Origin of the sequence: Frankia sp. BMG5.23, assembly GCF_000685765.2 — a bacterium.
Taxonomy (GTDB): Bacteria; Actinomycetota; Actinomycetes; order Frankiales; family Frankiaceae; genus Frankia; species Frankia casuarinae.
Map to the genome: position 1 here is coordinate 134,056 of NZ_JDWE01000001.1, position 16,781 is coordinate 150,836.

General features: G+C 68.8%; 23 protein-coding genes. 22 read left to right on the forward strand and 1 reads right to left on the reverse strand.

Annotation, left to right across the window (positions count from 1 at the left end):
• The first annotated feature begins 12 nt into the window (after positions 1 to 12).
• From rplE to truA, 19 genes are all read left to right on the forward strand, one after another.
• A complete protein-coding gene (gene rplE, locus BMG523DRAFT_RS00670) occupies positions 13 to 612 on the forward strand; it encodes a 50S ribosomal protein L5 (protein ID WP_011435049.1) in 600 nt (199 codons plus the stop codon).
• Between the two features lie 4 nt (positions 613 to 616).
• The gene (locus tag BMG523DRAFT_RS00675) at positions 617 to 802 is read left to right on the forward strand and encodes a type Z 30S ribosomal protein S14 (RefSeq protein ID WP_011435050.1); all 186 of its coding nucleotides are present in this window, start codon (positions 617 to 619) and stop codon (positions 800 to 802) included.
• A gap of 153 nt (positions 803 to 955) precedes the next feature.
• Positions 956 to 1,366 (forward strand): 30S ribosomal protein S8, encoded by a 411-nt coding sequence (rpsH, locus tag BMG523DRAFT_RS00680; RefSeq protein WP_011435051.1) that lies wholly within the window; start codon positions 956 to 958, stop codon positions 1,364 to 1,366.
• Between the two features lie 12 nt (positions 1,367 to 1,378).
• Positions 1,379 to 1,915 carry a 50S ribosomal protein L6 gene (gene rplF / locus BMG523DRAFT_RS00685; protein ID WP_011435052.1) on the forward strand — a complete coding sequence of 179 codons (537 nt, stop codon included), beginning with the start codon at positions 1,379 to 1,381 and terminating at the stop codon, positions 1,913 to 1,915.
• 10 nt (positions 1,916 to 1,925) lie between these two features.
• Positions 1,926 to 2,300: a 50S ribosomal protein L18 gene (rplR, locus tag BMG523DRAFT_RS00690; RefSeq protein ID WP_011435053.1), complete on the forward strand. Its 375-nt coding sequence runs from the start codon at positions 1,926 to 1,928 to the stop codon at positions 2,298 to 2,300.
• Between the two features lie 71 nt (positions 2,301 to 2,371).
• Positions 2,372 to 2,980: a 30S ribosomal protein S5 gene (rpsE, locus tag BMG523DRAFT_RS00695; protein ID WP_011435054.1), complete on the forward strand. Its 609-nt coding sequence runs from the start codon at positions 2,372 to 2,374 to the stop codon at positions 2,978 to 2,980.
• Positions 2,980 to 3,165, forward strand: coding sequence for a 50S ribosomal protein L30 (gene rpmD, locus BMG523DRAFT_RS00700; protein ID WP_011435055.1), 186 nt, complete (start codon positions 2,980 to 2,982; stop codon positions 3,163 to 3,165). The genes rpsE and rpmD overlap by 1 nt, the downstream gene beginning before the upstream one ends.
• Before the next feature lie 2 nt (positions 3,166 to 3,167).
• Positions 3,168 to 3,698 carry a 50S ribosomal protein L15 gene (rplO, locus tag BMG523DRAFT_RS00705; protein WP_011435056.1) on the forward strand — a complete coding sequence of 177 codons (531 nt, stop codon included), beginning with the start codon at positions 3,168 to 3,170 and terminating at the stop codon, positions 3,696 to 3,698.
• 261 nt (positions 3,699 to 3,959) lie between these two features.
• Positions 3,960 to 5,252, forward strand: coding sequence for a preprotein translocase subunit SecY (gene secY, locus BMG523DRAFT_RS00710; RefSeq protein ID WP_043590090.1), 1,293 nt, complete (start codon positions 3,960 to 3,962; stop codon positions 5,250 to 5,252).
• Entirely contained in the window at positions 5,252 to 5,905 is a 654-nt protein-coding gene (locus BMG523DRAFT_RS00715; protein ID WP_011435058.1) for an adenylate kinase, read from the forward strand. The genes secY and BMG523DRAFT_RS00715 overlap by 1 nt, the downstream gene beginning before the upstream one ends.
• A gap of 141 nt (positions 5,906 to 6,046) precedes the next feature.
• Positions 6,047 to 6,883: a type I methionyl aminopeptidase gene (map, locus tag BMG523DRAFT_RS00720; protein ID WP_011435059.1), complete on the forward strand. Its 837-nt coding sequence runs from the start codon at positions 6,047 to 6,049 to the stop codon at positions 6,881 to 6,883.
• A 300-nt stretch (positions 6,884 to 7,183) separates the two neighbouring features.
• On the forward strand, positions 7,184 to 7,405 hold the full coding sequence (gene infA / locus BMG523DRAFT_RS00725) for a translation initiation factor IF-1 (RefSeq protein WP_006541558.1): 222 nt from the start codon (positions 7,184 to 7,186) through the stop codon (positions 7,403 to 7,405).
• A gap of 79 nt (positions 7,406 to 7,484) precedes the next feature.
• The gene (rpmJ, locus tag BMG523DRAFT_RS22400; RefSeq protein WP_003956441.1) at positions 7,485 to 7,598 is read left to right on the forward strand and encodes a 50S ribosomal protein L36; all 114 of its coding nucleotides are present in this window, start codon (positions 7,485 to 7,487) and stop codon (positions 7,596 to 7,598) included.
• Between the two features lie 200 nt (positions 7,599 to 7,798).
• Positions 7,799 to 8,179 carry a 30S ribosomal protein S13 gene (gene rpsM / locus BMG523DRAFT_RS00730; RefSeq protein ID WP_011435060.1) on the forward strand — a complete coding sequence of 127 codons (381 nt, stop codon included), beginning with the start codon at positions 7,799 to 7,801 and terminating at the stop codon, positions 8,177 to 8,179.
• 78 nt (positions 8,180 to 8,257) lie between these two features.
• A complete protein-coding gene (gene rpsK / locus BMG523DRAFT_RS00735) occupies positions 8,258 to 8,662 on the forward strand; it encodes a 30S ribosomal protein S11 (protein WP_011435061.1) in 405 nt (134 codons plus the stop codon).
• A 95-nt stretch (positions 8,663 to 8,757) separates the two neighbouring features.
• Positions 8,758 to 9,387 carry a 30S ribosomal protein S4 gene (gene rpsD / locus BMG523DRAFT_RS00740; protein WP_011435062.1) on the forward strand — a complete coding sequence of 210 codons (630 nt, stop codon included), beginning with the start codon at positions 8,758 to 8,760 and terminating at the stop codon, positions 9,385 to 9,387.
• 175 nt (positions 9,388 to 9,562) lie between these two features.
• Positions 9,563 to 10,612, forward strand: coding sequence for a DNA-directed RNA polymerase subunit alpha (locus tag BMG523DRAFT_RS00745; RefSeq protein ID WP_011435063.1), 1,050 nt, complete (start codon positions 9,563 to 9,565; stop codon positions 10,610 to 10,612).
• 132 nt (positions 10,613 to 10,744) lie between these two features.
• A complete protein-coding gene (gene rplQ, locus BMG523DRAFT_RS00750; RefSeq protein ID WP_011435064.1) occupies positions 10,745 to 11,365 on the forward strand; it encodes a 50S ribosomal protein L17 in 621 nt (206 codons plus the stop codon).
• Positions 11,366 to 11,573: 208 nt separating this feature from the next.
• On the forward strand, positions 11,574 to 12,404 hold the full coding sequence (gene truA / locus BMG523DRAFT_RS00755; protein ID WP_035940875.1) for a tRNA pseudouridine(38-40) synthase TruA: 831 nt from the start codon (positions 11,574 to 11,576) through the stop codon (positions 12,402 to 12,404).
• A gap of 112 nt (positions 12,405 to 12,516) precedes the next feature.
• On the opposite strand, the gene BMG523DRAFT_RS00760 is transcribed toward truA, so the two are convergent.
• Positions 12,517 to 13,977 carry a hypothetical protein gene (locus BMG523DRAFT_RS00760; protein ID WP_051569455.1) on the reverse strand — a complete coding sequence of 487 codons (1,461 nt, stop codon included), beginning with the start codon at positions 13,975 to 13,977 and terminating at the stop codon, positions 12,517 to 12,519.
• A gap of 295 nt (positions 13,978 to 14,272) precedes the next feature.
• Here BMG523DRAFT_RS00760 and rplM point away from each other — a divergent pair, with 295 nt between their 5' ends.
• From rplM to glmM, 3 genes are all read left to right on the forward strand, one after another.
• A complete protein-coding gene (rplM, locus tag BMG523DRAFT_RS00765; protein ID WP_011435067.1) occupies positions 14,273 to 14,716 on the forward strand; it encodes a 50S ribosomal protein L13 in 444 nt (147 codons plus the stop codon).
• 93 nt (positions 14,717 to 14,809) lie between these two features.
• Entirely contained in the window at positions 14,810 to 15,217 is a 408-nt protein-coding gene (gene rpsI / locus BMG523DRAFT_RS00770) for a 30S ribosomal protein S9 (protein WP_011435068.1), read from the forward strand.
• A gap of 109 nt (positions 15,218 to 15,326) precedes the next feature.
• The gene (gene glmM / locus BMG523DRAFT_RS00775; RefSeq protein WP_011435069.1) at positions 15,327 to 16,694 is read left to right on the forward strand and encodes a phosphoglucosamine mutase; all 1,368 of its coding nucleotides are present in this window, start codon (positions 15,327 to 15,329) and stop codon (positions 16,692 to 16,694) included.
• The last annotated feature ends 87 nt before the right edge of the window (positions 16,695 to 16,781 follow it).

Here is a 16,781-nt window from a genome sequence, read left to right on the forward strand (position 1 = left end):
CGAGATTAGACCATGACTGTGACCACCGAGGGCCGGACCATCGAAGGCCGGCCTATTGGCGCTCGCCCGGTCCCACGGCTCAAGCAGCGGTACCGCGACGAGATCGCCCCGGCGCTGCGGGAGCAGTTCTCCTACCGCAACGTCATGCAGATCCCCGGCGTCGTCAAGGTCGTCGTCAACATGGGGGTCGGAGACGCCGCCCGGGACGCGAAGCTGATCGATGGCGCTGTGCGGGATCTTGCGGCCATCACCGGCCAGAAGCCCGCGGTCCGGCGCGCGAAGAAGTCCATCGCCCAGTTCAAGCTGCGCGAAGGGATGCCGATCGGCGCCAAGGTGACGTTGCGTGGTGACCGGATGTGGGAGTTCCTCGACCGCCTCGTCACCATCGCGCTGCCGCGTATCCGTGACTTCCGCGGGCTGTCGCCGAAGCAGTTCGACGGTGCCGGCAACTACACCTTCGGGGTGACCGAGCAGTCGATCTTCCACGAGATCGACATCGACCGGATCGATCGGGTTCGGGGCATGGACATCACGGTCGTCACCACCGCGACCACCGACGACGAGGGCCGGGCGCTCCTGCGGGCGCTGGGCTTCCCCTTCCGGGAGAACTAGAGAGATGGCCAAGAAAGCACTGATCGAGAAGTCGAACCGTAAGCCGAAGTACGCGGTCCGGGGTTACACCCGATGCCAGCGCTGCGGCCGCTCCCGCTCGGTGTACCGGGGCTTCGGGCTCTGCCGGGTATGCCTGCGGCAGATGGCGCACCGCGGCGAGCTGCCCGGCGTCACCAAGAGCTCCTGGTAGGCCGGTACCGCGCCCCGGACCGGGGCCGGAACGGCGGCACCGGCAGCACGGTTCCACCGCACCACCACCGCACCTCCACCCGATCGCGGTAGGCCCGGCGGCCGAGGACGACCTCGGCACTGGCGGGAACCGCCGTGAGAAAGGCGTCAAGCCATGACGATGACCGATCCGATTGCGGACATGCTCACGCGTGTCCGTAACGCCAGCCGGGCGTACCACGACCGCGTGGTGATGCCCCACAGCAAGATCAAGACGCACATCGCCGAGATCCTCCAGCAGGAGGGATACATCTCCGGCTGGCACGTCGAGGACGCGACCTCGGCTGGCGGCGTCGGCCACACCCTGGTCATCGATCTGAAGTACGGCCCCAACCGGGAACGCTCGATCGCCGGGATCAAGCGCATCAGCAAGCCGGGTCTGCGGGTCTATGCCAAGGCGACGAACCTCCCGAAGGTCCTCGGGGGCCTGGGCGTCGCCATCATCTCCACCTCGTCGGGTTTGCTGACCGACAAGCAGGCGGGCAAGCGGGGCGTGGGCGGGGAAGTCCTCGCCTACATCTGGTAAGGAGGGCGAGCGATGTCACGGATCGGGCGCCTGCCCATTCCCGTCCCCAGCGGTGTCGATATCACCGTCGAGGGAGCCACCATCACCGTCAAGGGGCCCAAAGGGACCCTGAGCCACGTCGTGGCCGAGCCGATCGTGGTGAACACGGAGGACGGTCGGCTCCTCGTGACCCGGCCCGACGATGAGCGTCGCTCCCGGTCGCTGCACGGCCTGACTCGCACCCTGGTCTCCAACATGGTCACCGGCGTCACCGCCGGATACTCGAAGACCCTGGAGATCGTCGGCGTCGGTTACCGTGTCCAGGCCAAGGGCTCCGACCTGGAGTTTGCCCTCGGGTACAGCCACCCGGTGCCGGTCAAGGCCCCGGAGGGCATCCGCTTCGAGGTGCAGACCCCGACCCGCTTCGTGGTCCACGGGATCGACAAGCAGCTGGTCGGTGAGGTCTCCGCGAAGATCCGCGGGCTGCGCAAGCCTGACCCGTACAAGGGCAAGGGCGTGCGCTACCAGGGCGAGGTCGTCCGCCGCAAGGTCGGGAAGACCGGGAAGTAGGAGATAGATCATGGCAGTGAGCCTCGGCGCCAGCTCGCGTCGACGGACCGCGAAGCTCCGTCGGCACGTCCGGGTGCGCAAGAAGGTGGCGGGCACCCCGTCTCGCCCACGGCTCGTCGTCACCCGGTCCTCGCGGCACATCTACGCCCAGGTCATCGACGACGTCGCCGGCCACACGCTGGCGTCGGCGTCCACCCTGGACGTGTCGCTGCGCGGCGGCGAGGGGGACAAGACCGAGCAGGCCCGCAAGGTCGGCGCCCTGGTCGCCGAGCGCGCGAAGGCGGCCGGGATCGCCGCGGTCGTGTTTGACCGCGGCGGGCGGACCTACTCCGGCCGCATCGCCGCGCTCGCGGACGCGGCGCGGGGGAACGGGCTGGACTTCTGATGACTGCCCCCAGCCTTTACAGTCAGTCCAGCCTTTACCGCCAGTACAGCCAGAACAGGGAGATGTTGTAGATGCCAGGCCAGCAGCGCCGCGGCGGCGGCTCCGGCGGCTCGGACCGTCGGGAACGCCGGGACCGGTCGGGCAGCGGCCCGGCGCAGGAGAAGAACGCCTACGTCGAGCGGGTTGTCGCGATCAACCGCGTGGCGAAGGTTGTCAAGGGCGGACGCCGGTTCAGCTTCACGGCGCTCGTTGTGGTCGGTGACGCGGACGGGACCGTGGGCGTCGGCTATGGCAAGGCCAAGGAGGTTCCGGCCGCCATCGCCAAGGGCGTCGAAGAAGCCAAGAAGCACTTCTTCAAGGTGCCCCGGATCGGTTCGACGATTCCGCACCCGGTGCAGGGCGAGGAGGCGGCCGGCGTCGTGCTGCTCAAGCCCGCCTCGCCCGGTACCGGGGTCATCGCCGGTGGTCCGGTCCGTGCCGTGCTGGAGTGCGCCGGTGTGCACGACGTGCTCTCGAAGTCGCTCGGCTCATCGAATCCGATCAACATCGTGCACGCGACGGTCGCCGCTCTGCGTGGCCTGATGCGTCCCGAGGAGATTGCCGCCCGTCGCGGCCTGCCGCTGGAGGATGTCGCTCCGCCGGCCATGCTGCGCGCCCGTGCGGCGGGAGCCAGCGTCTGATGGCCAAGCTGCGCATCACGCAGATCCGGTCGGGGATCGGTGGTACCTCGAACCAGCGGGCCACGCTGCGTACCCTTGGTCTGCGGAAGATCAACGCGACGACCGTCCGTGATGATCGTCCCGAGATTCGCGGGATGATTAGAACTGTGACCCATCTTGTCCGGGTCGAGGAGGTGGACTCCTAGCCATGGCCGAACTGACGAAGACCGACGCCGGTGACGACACCGGCGCCACCGGCGTGGGCACCGAGGCCGGCTCGGCGCCGGTCGTCCGTGGCCGCGGTCTGAAGGTGCACCACCTCCGGCCAGCCCCCGGCGCCCATAAGTCCAAGATCCGCGTCGGTCGCGGTGAGGGTTCCAAGGGCAAGACCGCCGGACGGGGCACCAAGGGCTCGAAGGCCCGCAAGCAGGTGCCCGCCCGGTTCGAGGGTGGCCAGATGCCCCTGCACATGCGCCTGCCCAAGCTGAAGGGCTTCCGCAACCGGTTCCGCGTCGAGTACCAGGTCGTGAACGTCGCCACCCTCGCGGAACTGTTCCCGCAGGGTGGTGAGGTCACCAAGGCCGACCTCGCGGCCAGGGGCGCGGTGCGGGGCAAGTCGCCGGTGAAGGTGCTGGGCAACGGTGACATCAACGTCGCGCTGCACGTGAGCGCGGACGCGTTTTCGGCCTCCGCGAAGGAGAAGATCGCCGCTGCCGGCGGGAGCGTCACACAGAGCTGAGAGCATGGGTGGGGGTGTGGGCCATGTCACCCCGCTCCCACCCCGGCCCCGCCCGTCCGGACCCCTCGCCAGACGGCCGTGCGCCTCGGCGTCAGCCGTCTCTTGCCGTCCACCATCGCTTACCCATGGTGATGTCGGGACGAGTGGGCCGGGTGTCCTGTTACAGTCGCCTAACCGACCTCGGCGACCGGCCGGGGGAGGCGATCCGCACCGGGCAGGATGTCCACTTCCCGTCGGTCCGCAATCCCAGCAGGAGGAGCCGTGCTCACCGCCTTCACGCGGGCATTCCGCACGCCTGACCTGCGCAAGAAGCTGCTGTTCACCGTCGGTATCGTGATGCTGTTCCGGTTCGGCAGCGTCATGCCGTCGCCGGGTGTCTCGACGTCCGCAGTGAACACCTGCCTGGACTCGGCGAGTGCCGACAGCAGCAACGTCTACTCGCTGATCAACCTGTTCAGTGGTGGGGCTCTGCTGCAGCTGTCCATCTTCGCGCTTGGCATCATGCCGTACATCACATCGAGTATCATCATTCAGTTGCTCGTTGTGGTGATCCCTCGGCTGGAGCAGCTGAAGAAGGAGGGCAGCTCGGGCGAGCAGAAGCTTACGCAGTACACCCGGTACCTGACGATCGCCCTCGGTCTTCTGCAGGCCACCGGCATCGTGGCGCTGGCCCGCAGCGGCCGGCTGTTTCCCAGCTGTTCGGCCGCCATCATCCCGGACACGAGCCTGTTCCGGATCGCGACGATTGTCATCACGATGACGGCGGGTACCTCGGTCATCATGTGGATGGGTGAGTTGATCACCACCCGGGGGGTCGGTAACGGCATGTCGCTGCTGATCTTCACCTCGATCGCGGCAAGGCTTCCCTCCGAGGGCGGACGCATCCTCCAGGTCGCCGGCGGTGTGGTGTTTAGCCTGGTGCTCCTGCTCGGTCTCGCGATCGTCGTGTTCGTCGTGTTCGTCGAGCAGTCTCAGCGTCGCATCCCGGTCCAGTACGCCAAACGCCTGATCGGGCGGCGGATGTACGGCGGGACGTCGACCTACCTGCCGATCAAGGTCAACCAGGCCGGGATCATCCCCGTCATCTTCGCGTCCTCGCTGCTGCAGCTCCCTCAACTCGCCGGGCAGGTATGGAGCAACCGGAGCTTCCAGGACTTCGAGCAAAGATATCTCTCCAGGGGAGACCATCCACTCTATCTGGTGACATACTTCGCACTCATCATCTTCTTCACCTATTTTTATGTTGCGATCACCTTCAACCCAACGGAGGTCGCGGACAACATGAAGAAGTATGGTGGGTTCATCCCCGGGATCAGGCCGGGGAACCCGACGGCGGAGTACCTCAAACATGTACTCGACCGGATCACGCTCCCGGGATCGCTGTTCCTTGGCATGATCACGGTCCTTCCGTTGGCACTGTTGAACCTGACCAAGGACCAGCCGTTCCCCTTCGCGGGCACGTCGGTCCTGATCATGGTGGGGGTTGGGCTGGAAACCGTGAAGCAGATCGAAAGCCAGCTCATGCTCCGCAATTACGAAGGTTTCCTCCGGTAGTGCGCCTCGTACTGGTCGGGCCGCCCGGTGCCGGAAAGGGCACCCAGGCCGCGTTCATTGCCCAGGCGCGGTCGATCCCTAAGATCTCCACCGGGGACATCTTCCGGGCGAACGTGCGACAGGGAACCGAACTGGGCGTCAAGGCCAAGACCTTCATGGATGCCGGTGATCTCGTACCGGACGAGATCACCATCGGTATGGTCCGCAACCGCTTGGCCGAGGACGACGCGGTCAAGGGATTCCTGCTCGATGGTTTTCCTCGTAACGTCCCGCAGGCCGAGGTGCTCGGGCAGATGCTCGATGGCATGGGGACCCGTCTGGACGTGGTGCTCGAGCTCGTCGTCGACGACGACGAGGTGGTGCGCCGGCTGTCCGGTCGGCGCACCTGTCGGAACTGCGGTCACATCTGGCACATCGACTTCGACCCGCCGTCGGTCGAAGGCGTCTGTGACCGGTGTGGTGGCGAGCTGTTCCAGCGCGACGACGATCGGTCGGAGACGGTCCGCCATCGGCTCGAGGTCTACGCGGACCAGACGGCGCCGCTGGTGGCCTACTACGCCGAAAAGGGCATCCTGATCGGTATCGACGCCACCGGACCGGTGGATAACGTCACCGACCGCGCGCTCGACGCCCTGCGGCACTACGGCGACTGAACCCGTCGGCCTGGTCCGGGCGCGGACCAGGCCGAACGTGACTCCCGTGCTTTTCGCGGAAGATCGTTGGAGTACGTCCTGCGGGGTCGGCGGCTAGCATCGGAAACGGACACAACACGAACACGGACCGGGGCGACGAGCGTGGCGCGACGAGAGCACGTCCAGATCAAGACGGCGGCAGAGATTGCCAAGATGCGGGTTGCTGGCCTGCTCGTCGCGAAGACGCTGGCGCGGCTGCGTGAGGCGGTCGTCCCCGGGGTCACCACGGCCGAGCTGGACGCCCTTGCCGAGAAGACGATCCGGGACGACGGCGGTATCCCGTCCTTCAAGGGCTATGCCCAGCCGCCGTATCCGGCCTCGATCTGCAGCTCGGTCAACAACGAGGTAGTGCACGCCATCCCCACCCGCAAGCGGGTGCTGCGCGAGGGCGATATCATCTCGATCGACTGCGGGGCGATCGTGGACGGCTGGCACGGGGACGCCGCGATCACCGTGCCGGTCGGTGAGGTCGCCCCGGAGGTTCTCGCGATGATCGACACGTGCGAGGGCGCGCTGTGGGCGGGCCTCGCCGCAGCCCAGCTCGGCGGAAAGCTCACCGACATCAGCGCCGCCGTCGAGCGGCATGTCCGTCCACATGGCTACGGGATCGTCGACCACTACGGCGGCCACGGCATCGGCAGCGAGATGCACCAGCCCCCCCACGTGCTCAACCACGGCCGGCCTGGCCGTGGCATCCGGCTGATCGAGGGCCTTGCGCTGGCCATCGAGCCTATGATCACTATGGGGTCGCCGGACACGGCCGTGCTCCCCGACGACTGGACCGTCGTGACCCGCGACGGCAGCCTCGCCGCCCACACCGAGCACTCGGTGGCAATCACTCCCCGTGGGCCGTGGGTGCTAACGGCGCCGGACGGCGGAGCGGCGAAACTCGCCGAGCTCGGGGTCGTCTGCGGGCAGCCGGCTGACGCCCCGTCCTGAACCGGCTGAACCGGCTGAGGTCGCGTCGGTCGCGTCGGCCCTTGACGGGGGTCGTGTTGACCCTTGACGGGGGTCGCAGCGTACACTCTTTAGCTGGCGGTCTTCTCACGCCGGTGTGCTCCACCGTGTCGATAGCAGTCCTGTCCATGGCAGTTGCGGTCGGTGGCAGTGTGGTTGGTGGGTTCGGGCTCCTCTCGGGGTAGTTCAAGCCTCTGACCTGGGCTTTTCCGGACATTTCGGGGGGCCGACCGGTCGCGGCCGAGCCGCCGTCCCATAGTCGACGTCAGGACAGCGGAGGACATGCCGAAGAAGGACGGGGCCATCGAGATCGAAGGCCGTGTGGTGGAGCCGCTCCCGAACGCGATGTTCCGGGTGGAGCTCCAGAACGGTCATCGTGTTCTCGCCCACATCAGCGGGAAGATGCGCCAGCACTACATCCGGATCCTGCCGGAGGACCGCGTCGTGGTCGAGCTCTCGCCCTACGACCTGTCCCGCGGCCGCATCGTCTACCGCTACAAGTAGTCGATCTTTTCTCACTCGCCCGTAGCTCCACTCAATCGCCACGCGCGGCCCGCGGCTGCGCAGGAGGTCCGCAACAGCCGTGAAGGTCAAGCCCAGCGTCAAGAAGATCTGCGACAAGTGCAAGGTGATCCGTCGCCACGGGCGAGTCATGGTCATCTGCGACAACCTTCGTCACAAGCAGCGTCAGGGCTGATGTCCTGACGGGTGCGCCTCGTCCCGGCGGGTGGCACAGCACGTGCCGCCCGCCGAGATGCGGCCCACCGCATCCAAGCGATGCCAGGCGTCCTCTTCGGGACGACCCACCCCCGGTCGGAGGCCGGGGCCCGCCCGGCCCGGCGCCGGCCGGGACGGCATCGCCCGAGACCTCCGGCCGCAGGAAGGAAACATCCGTTCATGGCACGCCTCTCCGGCGTCGACCTTCCCCGCGAGAAGCGGGTTGAGATCGCTCTGACCTACATCTTCGGAATCGGCCGCAGCCGCTCCCGAGACACCCTCGCCGCCACCGCGGTCAACCCGGACACGCGTGTTCGTGATCTGAGCGAGGAAGAGATCGTCAGGCTGCGCGACTGGATCGACGCGAACTACCGGGTCGAGGGTGACCTCAACCGGGAGATCAAGCAGGACATCCGCCGCAAGATGGAGATCGGGTGCTACCAGGGGCTCCGTCACCGGCGTAACCTGCCCGTCCACGGCCAGCGCACGCACACCAACGCGCGCACCCGCAAGGGCCCGCGCCGCGCCATCGCCGGCAAGAAGAAGGCTGGCAAGAAGTAGTCAGGGTCCCCGGCGGACCGTTCGGGTCCGCCGCCGACCACTGATCGACGACCTCGTACACGGAGACCACACGCGAATATGCCTCCCAAGACGCGCGCAGCCGGCGCCAAGAAGGTCCGGCGCAAGGAAAAGAAGAACGTCGCCCACGGACACGCTCACATCAAGAGCACGTTCAACAACACGATCGTCTCCATCACCGACCCGTCCGGGAACGTGATCTCCTGGGCTTCGGCGGGTCATGTCGGCTTCAAGGGCTCCCGCAAGTCCACGCCCTTCGCCGCCCAGATGGCGGCCGAGAACGCGGCCCGCAAGGCGCAGGAGCACGGGATGCGCAAGGTCGACGTCTTCGTGAAGGGCCCGGGTTCCGGCCGGGAGACCGCGATCCGTTCCCTGCAGGCCGCGGGGCTCGAGGTCGGTGCGATCCAGGACGTCACCCCGACCCCGCACAACGGTTGCCGCCCGCCCAAGCGGCGCAGGGTGTGACCATGCGGCGAGGCGGCCGTGGCCGGGGCTCCACGCCGGCCGGTGTCGTGGCGTCGTGTTCGAGTTCGCGCCAGGAAACGAGAGAGAAGGATTAGATGGCCCGTTACACCGGCGCGGACTGCAAGCGTTGCCGCCGCGAGAAGACCAAGCTGTTCCTCAAGGGCAGCAAGTGCGACACCCCGAAGTGCCCGATCGAGATCCGGCCCTACCCGCCGGGCGAGCACGGCCGTGGCCGCACCAAGGACTCCGAGTACCTGCTGCAGAAGCGCGAGAAGCAGAAGTGCGCCCGGATCTACGGCGTGCTGGAGAAGCAGTTCCGGGGCTACTACGACGAGGCGAATCGCCGGGCCGGCAAGACCGGTGACGAGCTGCTGAAGATCCTTGAGTCGCGGCTCGACAACGTCGTGTACCGGGGTGGCTTCGCACCCTCGCGGGACGCCGCCCGTCAGGCTGTCCGGCACGGCCACGTCCAGGTGAACGGCCGCAAGGTCGACATCCCCAGCTATCGGATCAGCGAGAACGACATCGTCGAGATCGCGCCGAAGGCCCGGGAGCTCACCCCGTTCATCGTGGCCCGGGAGACCGCGGGTCAGGGTCGGGCCGTTCCAGCCTGGCTGGAGGTGATCCCGAGCCAGCTGCGGATCCTGGTGCACTCGCTGCCGGCGCGGCAGGTGATCGATACCCAGGTGCAGGAACAGCTGATCGTCGAGCTTTACTCCAAGTAAAATCTACCGGCGTCGTCCCCGCAGCCAGGGGCGGAGCACACTGGAGTCCGGGCGGGCCTCCGCCCGGACACCACCCGTGGGTGGAATGGACCGATGTTCCGCCCACCGGCTCCCGTCAGGGGGCCCGCACCACACGGCGTCATATGGCGGTCGCCGTGGTCGGAAGGACGTTCTCATGCTGATCGCTCAGCGTCCCACCCTCATCGAAGACCCGATCTCCGAGTTCCGTTCACGCTTCGTGATCGAGCCGCTGGAGCCGGGCTTCGGCTACACCCTCGGTAACTCGTTGCGCCGGACCCTGCTGTCCTCCATCCCAGGTGCCTCGGTCACCAGCATCCGCATCGACGGCGTGCTGCACGAGTTCTCCACCGTGCCCGGCGTCAAGGAGGACGTGACCGACCTGATCCTGAACCTCAAGGAACTGGTCGTCAGCTCCGACAACGACGAGCCGACCGTGATGTACCTGCGCAAGCAGGGCCCCGGCGAGGTCACGGCGGCGGACATCGCCCCGCCGGCGGGCGTCGAGGTGCACAACCCCGAGTTGCGGCTCGCCACTCTGAACGACAAGGGCAAGCTTGAGATCGAGCTGACCGTCGAGCGGGGGCGCGGGTATGTCAGCGCGGCCCAGAACAAGCAGGCCGGCCAGGAGATCGGGCGGATCCCGATCGACTCGATCTACTCGCCGGTGCTGAAGGTGACCTACAAGGTCGAGGCGACCCGCGTCGAGCAGCGGACCGACTTCGACCGGCTCATCGTTGACGTCGAGACCAAGCCGTCGATCTCCCCGCGAGACGCGATGGCCAGCGCCGGCAAGACCCTGGTCGGCCTGTTCGGGCTGGCTCAGGAGCTCAACGCCGAGGCGGAGGGCGTCGACATCGGCCCGTCCGCCGCGGACGCGGCGCTGGCGGCCGACCTTGCGCTGCCCATCGAGGAGATGGACCTGACCGTCCGCTCCTACAACTGCCTCAAGCGCGAGGGCATCCACACGATCGGCGAGCTGGTCTCCCGTAGCGAGGCCGACCTGCTCGACATCCGTAACTTCGGGCAGAAGTCGATCGATGAGGTCAAGACGAAGCTGGGCGCGATGGGCCTGCAGCTCAAGGACTCCCCGCCCGGGTTCGACCCGCGCCAGGCGGTGGACACCTACGGCACCGACGCGTACAGCCCGTCGTTCTCCGACCCGTCCGACGACGGCGCGGAGTTCATCGAGACCGAGCAGTACTGATCTCCACGAGGGCCTCCGCTTCCGGCGGGGGCCCTCGGCGACCCTCCGGTGGCGAGAGCCGCGTCCTTCGGGCGGGCAGCCTGGCTAGGCCGGTGACCAGCAGGACAGTGAAAGGAACGAGGAGCACTCATCATGCCCACGCCAACCAAGGGCGCCCGGCTCGGCGGCAGCCCCGCACATGAGCGGCTGCTGCTGGCCAACCTCGCCACCGCGCTGTTCGAGCACGGCGGCATCACCACCACCGAGGCGAAGGCCAAGCGGCTGCGTCCGTACGCCGAGCGTTTGGTGACCTTCGCCAAGCGGGGGGACCTGCACGCCCGCCGGCGTGTCATGCGCCAGGTACGCGACAACTCGGTCGTGCACACCCTGTTCACCGAGATCGGTCCGCGCTACGCGAACCGGAACGGTGGCTACACCCGGATCGTCAAGATCGGCAACCGGAAGGGTGACAACGCCCCGCTGGCCCGGATCGAGCTGGTCGAGGCGCTGACCGTCGGCCAGCAGGCCGTCAGTGAGGCCGAGCGGGCGCGGGGCACCCGTTTCGAGGCTCGTCGCAAGCCCACCGGTGCCACCGTGGAGGCTGCGGAGGAGCTGGCCCAGGAGTCGCCAACCGCGGCTGCTGTGGCAGTCGAGGCCGCGGAGCCGGCGGAGACCCCCGCCGAAGGGGCCGCCGGCAAGCCGACGACCGCGCAGACGGACGACTCCGGCATCGGGGACGACTCCGGCGCCGGGGAGCAGAACTCCGCAAACTGAGATCCGGGCCGAAGGCCGAAATCTTTGGCCGAATCTCGCGTCCTGGAGTAGATCCGCGCAGGCCCGCCGCCCATCATGGGCGGCGGGCTTTCGTTTTAGTGCCGCCGCACCGCCGCGTCGTCGCTTGCACGGGGGAGAGGCAGATGTCCGATCCGGGAGTTTCCGCGGGACGTCGTCCCGCGGGTCGCGAGGCGGCTGCCCGCCGGTGATGATGATGACCGACGGGCTGGTTCGGCTGCGGCTGGACCTCTCTTATGACGGGACGCCGTTCGCGGGATGGGCCCGCCAGCCCGGCCAACGCACCGTGCAGGGCGATGTGGAGGACGCCCTCATGCGGGTGGCGCGGTTGCCGGCGGTACGGCTCACCGTCGCCGGACGGACCGATTCGGGTGTCCACGCCGTCGGTCAGGTAGCGCACGTTGATCTCCCGGACGACGTGCCGCTCGGCGGCCTCGCGCGGCGGCTGAACGGTGTCCTGGACCGGGCCGTGCGGATCATCGGGCTCGCCCCGGCACCGCCCGGCTTCGACGCCAGATTCTCCGCGCTCTCCCGCCGCTACGTCTATCGGATCACCGACGCTCCGTATGGAGCCGAACCCCTGCGGCGCTTCGACACCCTGGCCTGGCCTCGTCCGCTCGACGTGCCCGCGATGGCGGCGGCGGCGCTGTTCCTGGTCGGCGAGCATGACTTCGCCGCGTTCTGCCGGCGCCGGGAAGGCGCGACGACCGTCCGTACGCTGCTGCGCCTCGATGTGCTCCGCCGGCCTGAGGGGGTCGTCGTGGCCGACGTCGAGGCCGACGCCTTCTGCCACTCCATGGTCCGGGCGCTGGTCGGCGCCCTGCTCGCCGTCGGGGAGGGCCGCAAGCCGCCCCAATGGCCCGCGGCGGTGCTGCACCGAGGTGTCCGGGACCCCGCCGTCACCGTGGCGCCGGCACACGGCCTGACGCTGGTGGACGTGCGTTACCCGCCCGATCCTGAGCTGGCCGCCCGGGCCGAGGTCACCCGGGCCGTCCGGATTCCCCCCACGCCGTCCGGTTGAGGGGGCCCCGGTCGCCGGTGAGTCAGTGGTCGCCGGTGAGTCAGTGGTCGCCGGTGAGTCAGTGGTCGCCGGTGAGTCAGTGGTCGCCGGTGAGTCAGTGGTCGCCGGTGAGTCAGTGGCGCGGACCGTGGCCGAGTACTGCTCGGTCTCCGATGGGCTCGGTCGCGAGCGTGCTCAGATCGGTCTGGGCGTTCCGCAGCGCGGGATCGATCCCCGCACCCTGGGTGCCGTCGGTGTAGGCGACCTGCGTGTAGATGAGGTAGTGCCCGCGGGTGATCGCGCCCCGCCACGAGTTGTTCCCACCCGGGCCGGTGATCCGCGCGTTCGGAATCGAGTTGGCCGGGACGGGGAGGGGCACGATGCCACCGCGTCCCTGGTTGAGGATGTCCGCGGTGGCGGTGGCGGTGGCGAGCTTGTCGAGGACGAAGACGGTGACGCCGGCCAACACCTGGCGTTCGCCGTCCCTCGGGGTGCTGAGGAACAGCGTCCGCACCACCTGCCGGCAGCGCCGGTCCTTGAGCTGTGTGACCAGATCACCAGTGAGATCCGGGCAGCTGTTGTCCAGTTTGCGGGCGAGCCGTCGGTAGTTCCGTCCTTCGGCCTCGACCTGCTCGTCGGAGAAGAACTCGTTGGCGGTCACCGGATCGGAGTCGAGGGTCGCGCTGTCGAGGAAGCCTGCCGGGATCGGTGGGAGCGTCTGCCGGGTGGTGGGCGTCTTGTTCCCGTTGTCCCCGCTGCGCCCGTTGTCCCCGCTGCGCACCGCCACGACCGCGACCGCCGCGATGAGGACGAGGACGGCCCCGGCGACGCCGGCCAGCAGCCGCCGAGCGCTGCGGACCCCACGGTCCCCGGCCTGGTCCTGAGTGCTCCGCCCCCACCTCGGCGGGTACGCGCCACGGGCGCTCGATGCGGCGGTGGCGGACGGTGCCGACCCGTTGATCGGATCGCCGTCGACCGGATCGCCGTCGCCGAATCCGCTGTCAGCCGCGGGGGGTGGGTGGGATTCGCCGGTTTCACCGATGAGGGTGGGACCGCCGGTAACGGCATCCGTGTCGGGGAAGACACCCGGGCGTGGGGAGACACCCGGATAGGCCGGCGTGTCCGAGTCCCGTGGACGGGATGCCGGGCGCTCATAGCGGGTCGGACCGGACGGCGGCACGGATGCGGCGCCGGTCCCGGCTGGCCCCGTGCTCAAGCTCGTGGTGGTCGGGGACGGTGTTACGTCGGGCGGCGTGGTGTCGGGCGGCGTGATCCGCAGGGAGGTCGGCTTCGGCGAGAACGAGTACGTCCGGGACCCCCCGAACAGGGGATCGTCGGCCGGGGGAGTCCAGCCGTCGAGGTCGGGGTGCGCGCCACCCGGGCGGGGAATCGTCGCCGCTGTCGGGCCCGTGGTGCCTCCCCGGCAGGCCGGACCGCCGCCCTCCGACGCGCCCTTCGACGCGCCGGCCGACCGACGGCCCTCGGCAGGCGCGGGAGACGCCCGATCATGGCAGGCGCCTCCGGACAGCGGGGTCGGCCCCTCGTGCCCGGGGGCCCCGGGCCCCTCGCGCCCGTCAGATCGCCCGCTGCCCATCTCCGTCATCCTGGTGAGAATAGCCAGGTTGTCGGCGGGATTCAGCGCGGTCAGGTGTCCATGGTCGGTGGCCGGACCGACTGCATGTCCGTACTCCCGGTGCTCTCCCGTACTCCCGTACTCCCGATACTCCAGCCTTCCGTGCCCCCCCCGGTGGACCGCTCCGATCGCCTGGTAACCTCAAAGACTGCTGCGCGTGACACGTCCCGTCTGCGCGCTCCACATTCTTGACGAGATCCGCGAGAGGCCCCTTGGGAGTCTCCTGGCGGGATCGTCCGAACGAGAAGGCAGACCTGTGCGCACGTACCAGCCCAAGCCCGCGGATGTCCAGCGTGTGTGGCACGTCATCGATGCCACCGACGTGGTGCTCGGTCGGCTGGCGACCCAGGCCGCCACGCTCCTGCGTGGAAAGCACAAGCCGTACTTCGCTCCGCATATCGACACCGGCGACTTCGTCGTCGTGATCAACGCGGGTAAGGTCGCCCTGAGCGGGAACAAGCGGGAGCAGGCCCAGTACCACCGGCACTCCGGCTTCCCGGGCGGTCTGCGCAGCACCTCCTACGGGGAGCTGCTCGACACCCGTCCGCAGATCATCGTCGAGAAGGCGATCAAGGGCATGCTGCCGAAGAACAAGCTCGGCCGAGCCCAGGGGACCAAGCTGAAGGTCTATGCGGGTCCGACTCACCCGCACCAGGCGCAGCAGCCCACCCCGTTCGAGATCATCCAGGTCGCGCAGTAGCCGCGGACCTCCTGAGCCGGTCGCCGGGCGGGCTCTTCCCGCCCGGCGGTATCGGCCCCGGGAACCACGCATCAACCGAGGAAGGAACGCGACGTGGCTGTCGTGACCGACGTACAGGGCAATCCCCGCGCCACCGGGCGGCGCAAGGAGGCGGTCGTCCGGGTGCGTCTGCTCCCGGGGACCGGGCAGTGGACGCTCAACGGGCGCACGCTTGAGCAGTATTTCCCGAACAAGGTGCACCAGCAGCTCGTCAACGAGCCGCTCAAGGCACTGGATCGGATGGAGTCGTACGACATCGTCGCCCGGCTGCACGGCGGCGGCGTCTCCGGGCAGGCCGGTGCGCTGCGGCTCGCCCTCGCCCGCGCGTTGACGCTGGCGGAGGAGGAGTCCCGGCCTACCCTGAAGAAGGCCGGCTTCCTGACCCGTGACGCTCGGGTCAAGGAGCGTAAGAAGTACGGGCTCAAGAAGGCCCGCAAGGCTCCGCAGTACAGCAAGCGCTGACCTTGGATCCCCTTCGCGGGCGTGCCCCCGGAGGCGTGCTCCCGGAGGGGATCGGTGCCACCGGTGCCCCCCTCGGTCTCCGCCACGATCTTCGACGAGGGAGACCTCAATGGTGAGGCTCTTTGGCACCGACGGCGTCCGAGGTGTCGCCAACATCGATCTGACCGCGGAGCAGGCGTTGTCGCTGGCTTCCGCGGCGGTCGAGGTCCTCGCTGGGCCGAACCGGACCAGCGGGCCCTCCGGCCGCGGTAAGCCGGTAGTGGTCGTCGGCCGGGACACGCGGCCCTCCGGGGAGTTCCTGGAGGCCGCGGTGGTCGCCGGGCTCGCGGCCTCCGGTGCCGACGTGGCCCGGATCGGGGTGGCACCCACGCCCGCGGTGGCTCACGCCGTCGCGGCCAGCGGCGCGATGTTCGGCGTCATGCTCTCCGCCAGCCATAACCCGATGCCGGACAACGGCATCAAGCTGTTCGCCGCCGGCGGCCTCAAACTGCCCGACGAGGTCGAGGATGCCATCGAGCGGCGGATGGCCCTACCTCCCAGCCGCCGTCCCGTCGGCGCCGACGTCGGTCGGGTCCGCGACGAACCGGTTCTCCTCGACCGGTATGCGGCGCATCTGCTGGCCACGCTGCCGGTGCCGCTCGACGGCCTGCGGGTCGTCGTCGACTGTGCCCAGGGCGCCGCCTCCACCTTGGCCCCTCGGGTGCTGCGGGCGGCCGGAGCCGACGTCGTCGCGCTGCACGCCGACGGCGACGGGATAGCGATCAACGACGGCAGCGGTGCCACCCATCTCGACAGCCTGCGTGCCGCGGTCGTGGCGCACGGCGCCGACGTCGGCATCGCCCATGACGGCGACGCGGACCGTTGCCTCGCCGTGGACGCGACCGGTGAGGTCGTCGACGGCGACCAGATCCTGGCGATGTGTGCTCTGGCGCTGGCCGAGCGGGGTGAGCTGGTCGACGACACGGTGGTGGTCACCGTGATGTCGAATCTGGGCTTTCACCACGCGATGCGGGAGGCCGGTATCACCGTCGTCACTACACCCGTCGGAGATCGGTACGTGCTGGAGACGATGCGCGCCGGAGGCTACGTGCTCGGCGGTGAGCAGAGCGGGCACGTGGTGTTCCTGGACCACGCGACGACCGGCGATGGGTTGTTGACGGCGTTGCGGATCCTGGGCCGGGTCGCCGAGACCGGACAACCGCTCGGCGAGCTCACCAAGGCGATGACCCGGCTGCCCCAGGTGTTGGTGAACGTGCGTGGCGTCGACCGGACACAGGTGGACACCAATGAGGAACTGCTGCGGGCCGTCGCCCTGGCCAAGGCGGAACTCGGTGACGAGGGTCGGGTGCTGCTGCGGTCGTCCGGCACCGAACCCCTCGTGCGGGTGATGGTCGAGGCGGGCACCGACGCCGCCGCGCGGGCGGTCGCACAGCGGCTCGCCGCCGTCGTGCGCACCGCGTTGCCGCCGGCGCGCTGACCGATCCCGCCGCTGACCGATCCCGCCGCTGACCGGTCCCGCCGCGGCCACAAGCGGACACCTTGCCCCGAGCCTCCCCCGGTACGC

Bases quoted from the DNA above. Each gene is read 5' to 3' on its own strand.
- rplE (WP_011435049.1), top strand. From the start codon at position 13: ATGACTGTGACCACCGAGGGCCGGACCATCGAAGGCCGGCCTATTGGC.
- BMG523DRAFT_RS00675 (WP_011435050.1), top strand. From the start codon at position 617: ATGGCCAAGAAAGCACTGATCGAGAAGTCGAACCGTAAGCCGAAGTAC.
- rpsH (WP_011435051.1), top strand. From the start codon at position 956: ATGACGATGACCGATCCGATTGCGGACATGCTCACGCGTGTCCGTAAC.
- rplF (WP_011435052.1), top strand. From the start codon at position 1,379: ATGTCACGGATCGGGCGCCTGCCCATTCCCGTCCCCAGCGGTGTCGAT.
- rplR (WP_011435053.1), top strand. From the start codon at position 1,926: ATGGCAGTGAGCCTCGGCGCCAGCTCGCGTCGACGGACCGCGAAGCTC.
- rpsE (WP_011435054.1), top strand. From the start codon at position 2,372: ATGCCAGGCCAGCAGCGCCGCGGCGGCGGCTCCGGCGGCTCGGACCGT.
- rpmD (WP_011435055.1), top strand. From the start codon at position 2,980: ATGGCCAAGCTGCGCATCACGCAGATCCGGTCGGGGATCGGTGGTACC.
- rplO (WP_011435056.1), top strand. From the start codon at position 3,168: ATGGCCGAACTGACGAAGACCGACGCCGGTGACGACACCGGCGCCACC.
- infA (WP_006541558.1), top strand. From the start codon at position 7,184: ATGCCGAAGAAGGACGGGGCCATCGAGATCGAAGGCCGTGTGGTGGAG.
- rpsM (WP_011435060.1), top strand. From the start codon at position 7,799: ATGGCACGCCTCTCCGGCGTCGACCTTCCCCGCGAGAAGCGGGTTGAG.
- rpsK (WP_011435061.1), top strand. From the start codon at position 8,258: ATGCCTCCCAAGACGCGCGCAGCCGGCGCCAAGAAGGTCCGGCGCAAG.
- rpsD (WP_011435062.1), top strand. From the start codon at position 8,758: ATGGCCCGTTACACCGGCGCGGACTGCAAGCGTTGCCGCCGCGAGAAG.
- BMG523DRAFT_RS00745 (WP_011435063.1), top strand. From the start codon at position 9,563: ATGCTGATCGCTCAGCGTCCCACCCTCATCGAAGACCCGATCTCCGAG.
- rplQ (WP_011435064.1), top strand. From the start codon at position 10,745: ATGCCCACGCCAACCAAGGGCGCCCGGCTCGGCGGCAGCCCCGCACAT.
- truA (WP_035940875.1), top strand. From the start codon at position 11,574: ATGATGATGACCGACGGGCTGGTTCGGCTGCGGCTGGACCTCTCTTAT.
- BMG523DRAFT_RS00760 (WP_051569455.1), bottom strand. From the start codon at position 13,977: ATGGGCAGCGGGCGATCTGACGGGCGCGAGGGGCCCGGGGCCCCCGGG.
- glmM (WP_011435069.1), top strand. From the start codon at position 15,327: ATGGTGAGGCTCTTTGGCACCGACGGCGTCCGAGGTGTCGCCAACATC.